Raw genomic sequence first — 13,470 nt, 5'->3', positions numbered from 1 at the left:
TCCAAACTCAGAAAGTTAAAATAATGCTATTTTAACTGAATCTGTGAATTAAAATGTGGCTAAATTTGATGATTAGAGCTGTTTTGCGCGAGGAGGGATGTAATAGTCTAGCGCTTGCTTAAGCTCAACGATGTCATCATTACGCATCAGCCCTGAACTCAGATTGAGTTTTTGGATACTTTGGTCTTTCATGATCAAGCGTAAATAATAATGACGATCCAAGAATGTTTTTTTGAGTTCTATTTGAGCAATATCATGCAACAAAACTTCTTTCTTAATGACACTTCTGCCTTTGAATTCGATGGTTCGGATTTTATCCTGAGTCAAAACTAGAATAGGGGATTGATTTTTAAATAGTAAAACTGCTTTTCGACTCAAAAAATATGAAAAACTTGCCAATAATGCAATGACAAAAATTAAATAAAGACTTTTAACACCATTCTTAAATTCAAACAGTTCAATAATGAGGAGTAGGGTAGCGTACCAAAATGGGCAGGCAAAAATACCAGTAAAAATTGCCAGTGGAAGCATTTGACGATGTGAAGCATAATATTTTTTCTTATTCATATTTTTCCATGTATAGAAGAATCTGACTCAGCGGACAAATGCAAAAGCGTACCTTGATGAAAAATCATTTGCCATACTTGCTGATCATTCATTACCCAGATCGAAGCACGTAAAGCTGAATTATATTTTACTTGAGTATTGGTATCGACTTGATAGCTGAGGTAAGTCAACAAAGCACTATGAGCAGAGAGTTGCTGTAGTTCGAAGTCTTGTGCATGAATCATATCAGTGTTTAGATCATTTAAAAGTGCTTCAAGCATTTGGCTTTTTTTTATGATCCGACCTGATTTTGTGATTTCTTTGAACTCTGGGTGCAAGCGCTGATCCAATATTTTATGGTTTCGTCGCTCAGAATGATGTAATTGGGATTCAAATTGGATTAATTGAGCGAGCGTTTCTTGCATTATGTTGAACTCCTATTGAAATATTTAAAAGTCTGACAATCAGTGCTGATTGAAATGAGCCTTGTTATGCACGAAGTGTTATCCACTTAAACTAGTTTTTTAATTCTTGTTTGAGCTTATGTTCCAATTCAGCATAGTTTTCTATAAACCAGCATGCCTTTCCATGATTTGATTCATAAACAAAATCTGTGAGTGCCTTACTGTTATGGATATATTTTTCAATATTTCCTACAAAGGCTAAACGAATTTTATAATTGACAAATTTTTGGATGAATTCGCCTGCAATTCTATTTTCCAATTGAAAAAAGCACTTTTCTAAAGATGTTACAGGCAATGCAATCAGCGCTATATTTTCAGCAAATGCCAAACTCAACAGGTCATTGATATTGTGCAATGAATACGTTGTAGCCTCATTTTGAGGAATAATTAAAATTCGTGTGTTATGAAAAAGTTGAAGCATATGTGCCATTTGTAACTACTCGTTGTTGCATAAAAAAAGCACCCGAAGGTGCTTTATAATTTTTTCAAGCTTATTGAGCTTGAATCCATTGATCTGCACGTTGTGTTGCTGTACGAATTTGATCTTGAGTTAAGTTCGCAGCCAAAGCCGTTTTTTTACTTTGAGACATATTGATCACTTTATTGTCTAACATGCCATCGCGTGTAGAAAGTTCATACCATTGGTACGCACCCATGTAGTTTTTCTTTTGTTCTTCCATGACTGCAAGGTTAAAGCTCGCACGGTTGTCACCGTGGCTTGCTGCCTTTTCAAAGTATTGGCGTGCAGATGTTTCATTTTTAGCAACACCTAAACCGTCAGCATACATACGACCTACATTTAACTGAGCCGCAGAAATACCTTGGTCAGCTGCCGCTTTAAACCATGTAAATGCTTGTTTAAGATCTTTAGATACACCACCAGTACCGGCTTGGAAATGTGTTGCTAAATAAAATTGTGCTGCTGGTTGTCCAGCTTTCGCTGCTTTTTGTAAATCTGAAACATTCATATGTGCATACTGAGCTGCCATCGCTGAAACAGATTGTTGTTGCTGCGGTACATAGTCCGCATGGGCTTGAATACTGAGCAGCCCAAAAAATAATGTACTGCCTAATAATAATTTCTTCATAGAGCGCTCACTCGATAAATAGCGACTTCGCCGAACAAATTTGGGACAGCTTTACTTAAAAAGCTCCCTTGTTGGTTCCCATTTACAGCGAGTCGATCAATAATTTGAATCTGATTTTCAGCACATAAGGCTTCAAAATCGCGAAAAGTGCATAAGTGGATATTAGGTGTATTGTACCACATATACGGTAAGGCATCAGAAACAGGCATCTTTCCTTTCAGCGCAAGGAATGAACGTGTCTTCCAATACGCAAAATTAGGAAACGTAATAATTGCTTGTTTCCCCACACGCACCATATCGCGCAGAAGCACATCAGGTGCATCTACAGCTTGCAAAGCTTGTGCCATTACGACGTAGTCAAAAGACTGGTCAGCAAAGCGTCCCAAACCGAGGTTTAAGTCTTGTTGTATAATATTTAACCCTTTGCTGACCGCAATTGCAATCTTTTCTTGATCAATTTCTAATCCATAAGCATGAATTTGCTGTTTTTTGCTCATTTGTGACAATAATTCACCATCACCACAACCTAAATCGAGCACACTTGCACCAGGATTGATCCATTTTTCAGCCAATTGTTGGTCAATACGCATTACAAAGCCTCCTTAGGTGTTGAATTGAGGTGTTCAGTACCACCTAAAAATGCACGTAAGGATTTGACGTACAATGGGATTGGGAACAGAAAAGAATCATGCCCCTGTTCAGCATCAATATCTAAGTAGCTCACAGGTTTTTGATTGGTGATCAAGGCATTGACGATTTCTTGAGAGCGTTCTGGGCTAAAACGCCAATCCGTGGTAAATGACACCACTAAAAAGCGACATTTGGTATTGGACAAAGCTTTGGTTAAAGATTGTTGGTACTCACGTGAAGGATCAAAATAATCCAAGGCTTTGGTCATGATCAAATAAGTATTTGCATCAAAGTTACGACTGAATTGTTCACCTTGATAACGTAAATAGCTTTCGACTTGGAACTCAACATCAAAACCATACATAAATTTGCCAGATTTTAAATCACGACCAAATTTCTGTTTCATGGCTTCTTCTGAAAGATAGGTAATGTGTCCAACCATACGCGCCAAAATTAAGCCACGCTTTGGGTAACTATCTAATTCCAGATAACGACCATTGTGAAAATCAGGATCAGACAAAATGGACTGACGAGCGACTTCGTTAAAGGCAATATTTTGTGCTGAAAGTTTAGGCGCACTGGCAATAATGACGCATTTCTGTAAACGGTCAGGATAATCAACAGACCATTGTAAAGCTTGCATGCCACCCAATGAGCCACCAATAATTGAATACCAAACTTGGATTCCTAAACGATCAGAGAGAAGTGCTTGAGTTCTTACCCAGTCACGCACAGTCACTAAAGGAAAGTCAGGACCATATGGGCGATTTTCATTTTCAGGGTTAGGCGATGTCGGTCCTGTTGAACCACTACAACCACCAATATTATTTAAGGCGACCACAAAGAATTTTGAGGTATCAATGGCTTTTCCAGGTCCAATACACGCATCCCACCAGCCAGCTTTTTTATCGTCGTCATGATGGTAACCCGCAGCATGATGATGTCCTGAAAGTGCATGACAAATGAGAATGGCATTTGATTTGTCAGCATTCAACTCACCATACGTTTCCACCATGATTTCATAGCGTGGCAACACTCGACCACATTCAAGTTCTAACGGTTCTTCGAATTCAAACTTTTGTGGAGTCACAAGCCCCACTGAATCAGCTGGAAAAGACACTGGAAATATTCACCTTAAAATTTTAGGTAGCAGAATAAATTGATGTTACTCACAACGACATCATCATTATTGCGAATAAACGAATGATACGAAAGTCATTTTTCAACTGCACATGACTTTAGTCTAGGTTTAACCACTAGGTTTTAATGCCTTAAATGATGATCATTCAGCCAATACTTTAATTTTGCTCAAATTTTATTGCACAATTAATGACAATATCAAAAAACATATTTTGTGAATAGTTGCTGATCGATATTGAGTTGATCCAAATCGCATTTAGATGAAATGAATGGTCAAAGCACTTTTAACTTATCCCTGCGTCATGATGTGTAATATCAATCAATATCAATAGATAAAAGAAAGGATACCACTCAGGGGTATCCTTTCTAAAGTCATTTAATTGATATAGCTTATACAGCAGCTGCGATCACTTGATCTGTGCTGAGTACCCCTTGATCAATTAAACGATTGGTCGCTGCAATTATTGCCTCAATAGATGAGGTCACAATGTTGTCATGTACACCAGCACCAAATGCTGACTTACCTGTGCCTTGAACTTGAAGTTCAATTAATGCCAAGGCTTTGGCATGTGCACCAGAGCTGATACTACGTTCTTCATAGTTCAAGACATCAATTGGTAATTGAAGTGCATTTAAAATCGCTGAAATTGGACCATTGCCTTCACCACGTAAACGCTGACTTTCTCCATTCACGACTACCTCAAGCTCAATGACCTGATTGCCATTTTCGTCTGAAAGTCTGTAGTTTTTCGCTGAATAATGAGCATCTTTTGCAGAAACATAAGTGTCTTTAAACAAAGTCCAGATTTGCTGCGCTGAAACTTCGACACCTTCTTCATCGGCAACTTGCTGAACAATTTGCGAGAATTCAATTTGCAAGCGACGTGGTAATACAACGTTGTAGTTTGATTCTAATAAGTATGCAATACCCCCTTTACCCGACTGTGAGTTGACACGGATAACCGCATCATAATCACGACCTAAGTCTTTAGGGTCGATCGGTAAATAAGGCATATCCCAAATTTCTTCGTCTTTTTGGAACTCAAAGCCTTTTTTAATTGCATCTTGGTGTGAGCCAGAGAATGCAGTAAAGACTAAATCGCCTGCATATGGATGTCGTGGATGGACTGGTAAACCTGTACATTCTTCAATAGTGGCGATAATTTCATTAATATTAGAAAAATCTAATTCGCAAGCCACACCTTGGGTATACATATTCAAGGCAATTGCAGCCACGTCAACATTACCTGTACGTTCGCCGTTTCCAAATACACAACCTTCAACACGATCTGCACCTGCCATGATCGCCAACTCAGATGCAGCAATACCACATCCACGGTCATTGTGGCAGTGTACAGAAATGATCACTCCATCACGACGGGCTAAATTACGATGCATCCATTCAATTTGATCTGCGTAGACATGAGGACCAGATACTTCCACAGTCGCAGGCAAGTTTAAAATAACTTTATTATCCGGAGTTGCTTCCCAAATTTCGGTTACAGCATCGCAGACATCTTTAGCGACTTCTAATTCAGTCGCAGTAAAGCATTCTGGGCTGTATTGAAAAATGAATTCGGTTTCAGGCTGTTTTGCAGCATATTCTTTAACTTTGGTTGCAGCATTGATTGCCAATTGTTTGGCACCATTCACATCGACATTCAACACTTTCTTACGGAAGGTTGGAGAGTTTGAGTTATAGATGTGAACAATAGCACGTTTAGCCCCTTGCAATGATTCAAAGGTACGTGCAATCAAGTGATCACGAGCTTGTACTAAAACTTCGATATAGACGTCATCTGGAATATGACCTTCCTCAATCAATTTGCGTGTGAAATCAAAATCAATCTGAGATGCTGAAGGAAAACCAATTTCAATATGTTTAAAGCCAATTTTGACCAACATTTGGAACATTTTGAATTTCTGTTCAATGTTCATCGGTTCAAAAATTGCTTGGTTACCATCACGGAGGTCGGTACTCATCCAAATAGGCGCTTTATTGATTTCGTTGTTTGGCCACTGACGGTCAGGCAAGTCTACACGCTGGTACATGCGACGGTATTTTTTACTTGGATCAGCCAACATCATGAGGGAACTCCTTGTGTAGTTGTCGTTGCTCGCTTCTTGGGTAAAGGCAACTTACTACCGATATAGATTGTGTCTATCTGTTCAATTTACAAGTATTTTTATGGTGAAAATAATGTAAATTTCAAAAAATTATACGTGGATATCACGATATAAATTTAAACACTGAAGACTTGCAAATGGTTTAACTTGAGATTAATTCTAAAACAGTTGTCTTGGAAATAATTTCCTTAATTTGCATAAAAAATATCAGTTGAGAGAAAAATTTCCTTTGAATGGCTTAATCTTGAAAAATATATTCTTGATTGATTTCATTTATGCGAGCTGTTCCCATTAATGCCATGGTAATTTCAAATTCTTCCTTTAAAATTTTAAGCACATGTGCAACCCCTAAAGCACCTGCAACAGACAATCCATAGATTGCAGGTCGTCCGATCAGCACCGCATTTGCACCTAAAGCCAACGCTTTAAAAACATCGGTACCACGACGAATACCCCCATCCAAAAGTAGGGGGAAGTCATTCGGTACGACCTTACGAATTTGTTCAAGTGCTTTGAGTGGTGAAATGGTACTATTAAGTACACGTCCACCATGATTGGAGACGATCAGTCCTTTTACTCCAGTTTCGACAGCTTTTTGGGCATCAAGCGGATGTAGAACCCCTTTTAAAATCACAGGTAAAGAAGTTTGAGCAATCATAAACTCAATATCCGCCCATGTCGGTGCAATTTGCATTAAGCCCTGAAAAACTGGATGTTGATCTGTTGAGATTTCGGGCAGAGGAATATGTGTAGGTGTGTGTGGATGTTGCATTCCTTCGGGCAATTGAAAATTCACACGACGTTCACGATCACGAATACCTGTATGTGGTGAGTCCACAGTGATCACAATCGCTTTAAAGTTTTGTTGTTCTGCTAAACGCACCAAAGCCAACGATTTTTCACGATCACCTTGCCAATACAGTTGAAACCATTTAAATGGATTTTCTTTCTTGATCAAGCGCATATCGGTGTTGGTAAATGTGCTGAGTAGCATATTACTTCCGAGAACCTCAGCAGCTAGGGCTGTTGCTGACTCACCGTCTGGATGAAACAATTGCTGATGTCCGATGGGTGCAAGAAAGATTGGATGAGGGAATACTTCGCCTAAAATTTCACATTGCGTTGAACCTTGGGTGAGGTCATTCAGTAATCTGGGGATGAGTTGAATTTTTTTAAATTGTTCTAAGTTGTCTCTGACACTTTGTTCATCCATCGCCCCACCTTGAAGGTAGTGCCAAGTATTTTCAGCTAAATGCTGTTCAGCCTGCTTTTCATAATCAGCAATAGTCTGTAAATGGGGGGGAATTTGTGTGAGAGGGGGAGGATTTTTTTATTCATTGCTGATTTCTCATTTATCCAAATTTACACAAATGGGTTGATCAATTACCGTACAAATAACCTGTGAATTAAATTTATAAATCACTCCATTCGCGCAATAGATTGTGATAAATCCCAGTTAGACTAATTACTTGCTCATGTGTTGCAGAAAGTTCTATGGCCAATTTTTGAATATTTTGATCAAGATCAAACAACATTCGCCGTTGAGCATCCGAAGAAACAAAGCTTTGCACCCAGAAGAAAGAGGCAATGCGAGCACCTTCAGTGACAGGATTAACACGATGCAAGCTGGTGGCAGGGTAAACAATCGCATCGCCTGCGGGGAGTTTTACTTCTTGTGTTCCGAACGTATCTTCAATAACCAGTTCTCCACCTTCATATTCATCAAGATTGGTCAGAAAAACAGTACAAGATACATCGGTTCTTAGATACTGATTTAACTGAGGATGGTGACGAATCGCATTATCGACATGCATGCCAAAGTTTCCACCGTGTTGATAGCAATTGAACAAGGGGGGCAAAAAAGTTTTTGGAAGGGCAGCACTAAAAAAAAGTGGATTTGAATTCGCTGCATGTTGAATGATTTGACCTAACTCTAAGGCTTCTTGGGAATCTTGGGAAAGTTGTAAATTATTTTTTAAATGTGCGGATTGATAGCCTGTAGTGACTTTTCCATCAATCCATTCCGCTTGAGAAAGTTTTTGACGACAATGATTTAATTCATCCATATTGAGTAAATTTGGAATGTGTAAAATCATGATTTTCTTCCCCAAAAAAGAAACAGCGCCTGATCAATCAGACGCTGAATTTTAACATAGTTTGTCTACATCTTAGAATTTATAGTTAATGTTAAATACACCTTTACGACCTTCACCTGGCATCGCCCAACCATTGTTACGAATATGGGTATAGTACTTTTCATCACTTAAGTTTTGTCCTAATAATTGGAAACTTAAATCTTTGTTGTAGCTATATGTCACAGAGGCATTGTGAATCAAATAATCATCAGATTTGATCTGTTGTACAAGATTATTTGTCGCTGAACGTGTGCTTAAATACATTTCACCTTGATAGGTTAAACCGTATCCAGCTTGCCATTGATCATTAAGTTGATAAGTGGTCCATAAGCTACCTGAAACTTTCGGAACATTGACTAACTTATCGCCTTTTTGAAAATCAATATTGGGTGAACCATTGACTTTGGTTTGATCATATTTACCCTCCATATAGGCTGCACTTGCTGTGATGTTCCATTTAGGTGTTATTTCACCGGCTAAACCAAACTCAACACCCTGAACATAGTTTTTACCATCTAATTTTGCATCAGGCTGTCCCGGTATATCATTGGTTACACGGACTTTATCCTGTTCATTGCGGAATATTGCGGCAGAAATTAAGAAGTTAGGATTTGCTTGCCACTTCGCACCAACTTCATAGGCAACAGCATTTTCAGGATCAGTACTACAAGAGTTTGCTGTGATTGCATTATTGGTAATGGTTTGAGAACATCCACCACTTGCAGTGTTTTGTACAGGCTTTTGAGCATTGGCATAAGACAAATACAGACTGGTTGCAGGCGTTGACTTAAACGTTAAGCCAGCATTATAGGAAATTAAATTATCAGATTGTTTGTAGTTTTGACCACGAGTCACGGCTGCTGTAGTTGTAGAAACAGTGTCTGAACGATATTGACCATCAGTATAGTCATTACGTACACCAAGGTTGAGTAACCATTGTTCACCGAACTTTAAAGTGTCAAACACATACGCGGAATAAACATTTAAATAGCCTTCAGCTACACCTGTTTTACGGAAGTTTGTTGGACCATGCCAAAAGTTATCTGGATTATATACATTCATGTAAAGCGGTGTTGTAATGGAACTACCAGCAGATGAACCATTTGAATTATATAAATACCCAGCTGTTGTAATTGAATAGTCTTCACGACTAAAACCTACACCAGCGACAACAGCATGATCAATGATTCCTGTTTTAAATTGCATATTGATATTGGTGTCATTGGCAAATTGTTTATTGTGGGTATCTCGATAATAGCCACGGGGACCAGAAATATAATAAGAACCATTTGGTACTGTAATGGTCGTTGAACCAGAAGTCACACTACAATTCTTATAACCTGTTTGATTTGTATTTGTGATCGCTGTTGGTGATGTACCATCTGCTAAGCAGAAGGTTCCCTGTGGTGCAGATACAGTCGCTTTTTGTTCAATATCACTATAACGGGTGATTGAGTTGAGTTTTGCGTTAGGGCTGATTTCGCTTTCTACTTTGAATGTGACAACTTGATTTTCAATATTTTGTTGATCTAGATTGCGATAACCATAGCTGTTTTTATCTGAAATCCCCTTGACTGATTTGCCATTATAGTAAGGCACGCCGTATTGTGGGGCATTTTCATCTTTTTGATAAAGGTAAGATAACGTTGCTTTGGTCGTATCACTTATGCCAAATGTAACCGAAGGGGCAATTCCCCAGCGCTTCATTTCTTCATCACGACCAGCATAAGTGTTTTGATGCCCCATAACGTTTAGGCGGAATGCTAAATCTTGATCTACAACTTTATTAAAATCACCAGTAAAGCGTTTATAATTGTCTGAACCGAATCCCAATGTGATTTCATTGCTATCACGGTTTTTAGGCGTTTTTGAAACTAAATTGACACCACCACTAATTTGACCTACGCCGTTTTCAACAGAGTTTGCGCCTTTGATGACTTCAACAGCTTCATAGTTGAATAAATCTGAACGGTTGGTTAAGGCTGCGTCTCGTAAACCATCAACCGTGGTGTTGTAGGTTGCGTCGTATCCGCGCAGATTGATTTTATCTCCATAACCACCACCACCTTCACCCGCACCGAAACTTATACCTGGGGTCGTTGCTAATGCCTGCTGCAATGAAAGTAAACCTTGATCTTTAAGTGCTTTTTCAGTGATCACTTGTACTGTCTTAGCTGTATCTAAAACCCTTTCTGTCCGTTTGGTCGAGGAAGTTTTAGGTGCTAAATAGGATGCATTTTGTTCTGCACGTGCCTGAATTGTTGGAAGTTGGGTAGGAGTTTCCTCAGCAGCAGCAAACGCTAAATTGGGTAAAGCAATTGCCAATGCAACTGTTTTCACTTTTTTGTTTTTTACAGAATACTTTCGAGCCATTTTTGCATCCATCGCAGATCATATTGAACTTATCCACTACTGCGCAAAGACTTTTATGTCGCAATAATGGAGAAATTGTTAAGGTATGTAATCAATATTGCGAATTCTAATGATAATTATTTTCATTAACAATGTGTGTAAATAATTATTCATACGGAAAAACTGTTTAATTCATTCAATATAATTAAAGAAAGCTATAGAAGATATGATTGATTGAATTTGATCATATTGCTGAAATATAGTGTATTTTTAATGATTGGTAAAAAATAACTATTGGAAATTATAGGATAATTTTTTAGTGAGAATTAATAACAGTGAGGTTTATCTTTAATTGAAGGAATAACAAGCTAAATTATACGAAAAAAATGGCCCCCTATGAAAAGGAGCCATTTCAATTTAATTTTTAAAGTATTAACTATTAATATTTAAAGTTGATCGACAATACTGCATTACGACCTTCAGCCTCTGTTGCATAGTGTGATGCATAGGCTTTGGTGAAATAACGTTTATCTGAAAGGTTGTTTAGATTTAATTGTAGATCAACATTTTTGTTAACGTTATAACGTGCCATTGCATCGTAGCGAACATAGCCTGGAACAAATTTAGTATTGGCAGCATCGCCGTAAACTTTATCCATCGCTATTGCCCCAACACCTAAATTCAATTGTGGAAGCACTTGATAGGTTGTCCATAGAGTGGCTGAGTTCTTCGCTACGTTTTGAACTTGATTTCCATTGGTTGAACTTGGAGAATAAGTTCCATCAGTATTTTTTGTAAAACCAGCATCTACGATTTCACTATCTAGATAGGTATAACCTGCACTGATTGCCCATTTATTGGTAATATTACCATTCGCACCTAATTCAATACCATCTACACGAGTTTCACCAATATTACGTGTGAAACCATCAGTGTCTAATGCACGTGTATTTTCTTTCTCAGTACGGAAAATAGCTGCTGTTAAATTTAACTTATCACCAAACAGATCCCATTTTGTTCCAATTTCATAGGTTTTAACTTCTTCTGGCTTTAAGTTATTAATTGCACGAGATTGTTCATCAGTGGTGTTACGTCCTGGAACACTAATTCCTTCAGAACCATCACCAGCATCCACACCGACAGGGTTTGCTGAAGTTGCATAGCTTAAATAAATGGAACCATTTTCAGCAGGCTTAAAAGTTACGCCTAATTGGTAGTTAAAGAAGTCGTTATCAGAGGTATAATGTGTGCCAGCTTTAATTGCTGTCGCGCCTGAACCTGAATCTTGATTATATTTCATGTCAGTTTCGAATTTATCCCAGCGAACACCCAAATCGAGTAACCATTGAGGCGTAATTTCAATATTATCTAAAGCATAGACTGATTGTGTTTTAGAGGTAATATTGGTTACATTTGGATTAGCAGTTACTTTCCCTAGCCATGCATCATGAGAGTTAGGATTGTTTAAATCAGTACACCAACCATTAGAGTTTGTCAGCGAACATGCGTTATTTGCATTGTTATTACTTGAACTACCGCCAATTTTTGATGTATTCGGGTCTGTAACTATATTCGTTCCACGATCAGAATCTTGTTTTGAGTATTCTGCACCGATATTAAACTTATGTTTGAAAGCACCTGTATTTAGTTTACCTGTTAAAGCCAATTGATCAGTAAAACTGTCGGTGCTTGTAAGATTGGTGTTCACACGACGCCAAACTTTACCATTGACAATGTTGCCTTGGCTGTCATCTGGTTGAGTCCATAGGTAATTATTTTTTGATTTATTATAAACAGCAGTATTACTTAGCGTAAGGTTTTCTGTGAGATCATGTTCTAATTTTAATGTACCACTTTGATTTTCCTGTTTTTGGAAATCGCGATCTAACCAACCATAATAAATGCCTTGCTTAACATCGACAGGCTTGCCAACAGTTGCTTTTTTAGAAACATCATAATTATATGGAACACCTGAATCGGGTGTATCGTCTGATTTTAAGTAATAATAACTTAGAGTTGCACGAGTTGGCGTGTCTAAACCAAAAGTAATACTAGGCGCGATCCCTGCACGTTTGTATTCTGCGCCATCATCTTGCCCAGCTTTTTCGTTGTGATGTCCCATCACCGCAACACGTGCAGCAATACCATTACCAAAATCTTTATTTCCATCTAGGGTAATACGTTGGTAATTGTCTGTACCACCAGCGACAGAACCTTCTAGAAAGTCACCTTTTTTAGCGACTTTAGAAATCATATTAATGCTACCACCTGAAGTTCCAGCACCGCCCATAGCAGAGGCTGAACCTTTGGTTACTTCTACTTGCTCAACTGCAAACATTTCACGGTTTTGTGAAGTTGAATTACGAACCCCATCTATATACATTGAACTTTCAGAGTTATAACCACGGATAAATGGACGGTCACCATTTGGGTTACCACCTTCACCCGCCCCCAAAGTAATTCCTGGTACTGTACGAAGTGCATCGGCAAGTGTTGTGACTTGCGTATCTTCAATAAGTTTTTTTGAAATAACTGATACCGACTTAGGTGTATCAAGAAGTGGGGCAACAAATTTTGTATTAGCCGACTGATCTACTTTTAAACTTTGTTCTGCAGTTGCTTGTGCTTTAATTGTTGGTAGTTTTGCGATTTCGTTCTGAGCGATAGCTGACGTTGCAATAACTGAAAGTGATGAAGCGATTGCTCTGCTAACAATCTTTTTGCGTGATTTGATAAATGACATACTTTAACTCACAAAGAGTAGTGTAAATTTGTATGCGAATAATAATAATTCTTATTTTTTTATGCATTAGTTTGTGATTGTATTTGCCGATTGAATTAGAGAAACTTGAAGTAAAAATAAATAAATTTAGCTGTTAGTTTTGAGTTAATGGATTGAAAGAAATAATTTTTTTATACTTGTTAAATATTTCAAAATGTAAAAAAAAGTGAAGCGTGTGTAAATAAAATTTTAGATTTAGGTAAATT

At 38.0% G+C, this 13,470-nt stretch carries 11 protein-coding genes; all 11 read right to left on the bottom strand.

Annotated elements, in window-relative coordinates:
• Nucleotides 1-72: 72 nt before the first annotated feature.
• On the bottom strand, nt 73-567 hold the full coding sequence (locus tag I9192_RS18475; RefSeq protein ID WP_005033756.1) for a hypothetical protein: 495 nt from the start codon (nt 565-567) through the stop codon (nt 73-75).
• On the bottom strand, nt 564-971 hold the full coding sequence (locus tag I9192_RS18470; RefSeq protein ID WP_005033754.1) for a nuclear transport factor 2 family protein: 408 nt from the start codon (nt 969-971) through the stop codon (nt 564-566). The genes I9192_RS18475 and I9192_RS18470 overlap by 4 nt, the downstream gene beginning before the upstream one ends.
• Before the next feature lie 91 nt (nt 972-1,062).
• Nucleotides 1,063-1,440 carry a DUF4180 domain-containing protein gene (locus tag I9192_RS18465; protein ID WP_005033752.1) on the bottom strand — a complete coding sequence of 126 codons (378 nt, stop codon included), beginning with the start codon at nt 1,438-1,440 and terminating at the stop codon, nt 1,063-1,065.
• A gap of 61 nt (nt 1,441-1,501) precedes the next feature.
• Nucleotides 1,502-2,098, bottom strand: coding sequence for a tetratricopeptide repeat protein (locus I9192_RS18460; RefSeq protein WP_004830183.1), 597 nt, complete (start codon nt 2,096-2,098; stop codon nt 1,502-1,504).
• Entirely contained in the window at nt 2,095-2,688 is a 594-nt protein-coding gene (metW, locus tag I9192_RS18455) for a methionine biosynthesis protein MetW (RefSeq protein ID WP_004830182.1), read from the bottom strand. Before metW ends, I9192_RS18460 begins: the two co-directional genes overlap by 4 nt.
• Nucleotides 2,688-3,848, bottom strand: coding sequence for a homoserine O-succinyltransferase MetX (metX, locus tag I9192_RS18450; protein ID WP_004830181.1), 1,161 nt, complete (start codon nt 3,846-3,848; stop codon nt 2,688-2,690). The genes metW and metX overlap by 1 nt, the downstream gene beginning before the upstream one ends.
• A gap of 410 nt (nt 3,849-4,258) precedes the next feature.
• Entirely contained in the window at nt 4,259-5,956 is a 1,698-nt protein-coding gene (gene leuA, locus I9192_RS18445) for a 2-isopropylmalate synthase (RefSeq protein WP_004830180.1), read from the bottom strand.
• Between the two features lie 277 nt (nt 5,957-6,233).
• The gene (locus I9192_RS18440) at nt 6,234-7,208 is read right to left on the bottom strand and encodes an alpha-hydroxy acid oxidase (RefSeq protein ID WP_266097166.1); all 975 of its coding nucleotides are present in this window, start codon (nt 7,206-7,208) and stop codon (nt 6,234-6,236) included.
• A 199-nt stretch (nt 7,209-7,407) separates the two neighbouring features.
• Entirely contained in the window at nt 7,408-8,091 is a 684-nt protein-coding gene (locus I9192_RS18435; protein WP_005033747.1) for a Fe2+-dependent dioxygenase, read from the bottom strand.
• A gap of 72 nt (nt 8,092-8,163) precedes the next feature.
• On the bottom strand, nt 8,164-10,503 hold the full coding sequence (locus I9192_RS18430; RefSeq protein WP_005033745.1) for a TonB-dependent receptor: 2,340 nt from the start codon (nt 10,501-10,503) through the stop codon (nt 8,164-8,166).
• 418 nt (nt 10,504-10,921) lie between these two features.
• Nucleotides 10,922-13,225 (bottom strand): TonB-dependent receptor, encoded by a 2,304-nt coding sequence (locus I9192_RS18425; RefSeq protein WP_200149985.1) that lies wholly within the window; start codon nt 13,223-13,225, stop codon nt 10,922-10,924.
• Between the last annotated feature and the right edge of the window lie 245 nt (nt 13,226-13,470).

The organism is Acinetobacter bereziniae (assembly GCF_016576965.1).
Classification (GTDB): domain Bacteria; phylum Pseudomonadota; class Gammaproteobacteria; order Pseudomonadales; family Moraxellaceae; genus Acinetobacter; species Acinetobacter bereziniae.
This window is presented reverse-complemented; position numbering and strand designations above follow the sequence as displayed.

What these genes read in the sequence shown, in the direction of transcription:
- I9192_RS18475 (WP_005033756.1), bottom strand. Translation starts at nt 567, where the DNA reads ATGAATAAGAAAAAATATTATGCTTCACATCGTCAAATGCTTCCACTG.
- I9192_RS18470 (WP_005033754.1), bottom strand. Translation starts at nt 971, where the DNA reads ATGCAAGAAACGCTCGCTCAATTAATCCAATTTGAATCCCAATTACAT.
- I9192_RS18465 (WP_005033752.1), bottom strand. Translation starts at nt 1,440, where the DNA reads ATGGCACATATGCTTCAACTTTTTCATAACACACGAATTTTAATTATT.
- I9192_RS18460 (WP_004830183.1), bottom strand. Translation starts at nt 2,098, where the DNA reads ATGAAGAAATTATTATTAGGCAGTACATTATTTTTTGGGCTGCTCAGT.
- metW (WP_004830182.1), bottom strand. Translation starts at nt 2,688, where the DNA reads ATGCGTATTGACCAACAATTGGCTGAAAAATGGATCAATCCTGGTGCA.
- leuA (WP_004830180.1), bottom strand. Translation starts at nt 5,956, where the DNA reads ATGATGTTGGCTGATCCAAGTAAAAAATACCGTCGCATGTACCAGCGT.
- I9192_RS18440 (WP_266097166.1), bottom strand. Translation starts at nt 7,208, where the DNA reads ATGGATGAACAAAGTGTCAGAGACAACTTAGAACAATTTAAAAAAATT.
- I9192_RS18435 (WP_005033747.1), bottom strand. Translation starts at nt 8,091, where the DNA reads ATGATTTTACACATTCCAAATTTACTCAATATGGATGAATTAAATCAT.
- I9192_RS18430 (WP_005033745.1), bottom strand. Translation starts at nt 10,503, where the DNA reads ATGGCTCGAAAGTATTCTGTAAAAAACAAAAAAGTGAAAACAGTTGCA.
- I9192_RS18425 (WP_200149985.1), bottom strand. Translation starts at nt 13,225, where the DNA reads ATGTCATTTATCAAATCACGCAAAAAGATTGTTAGCAGAGCAATCGCT.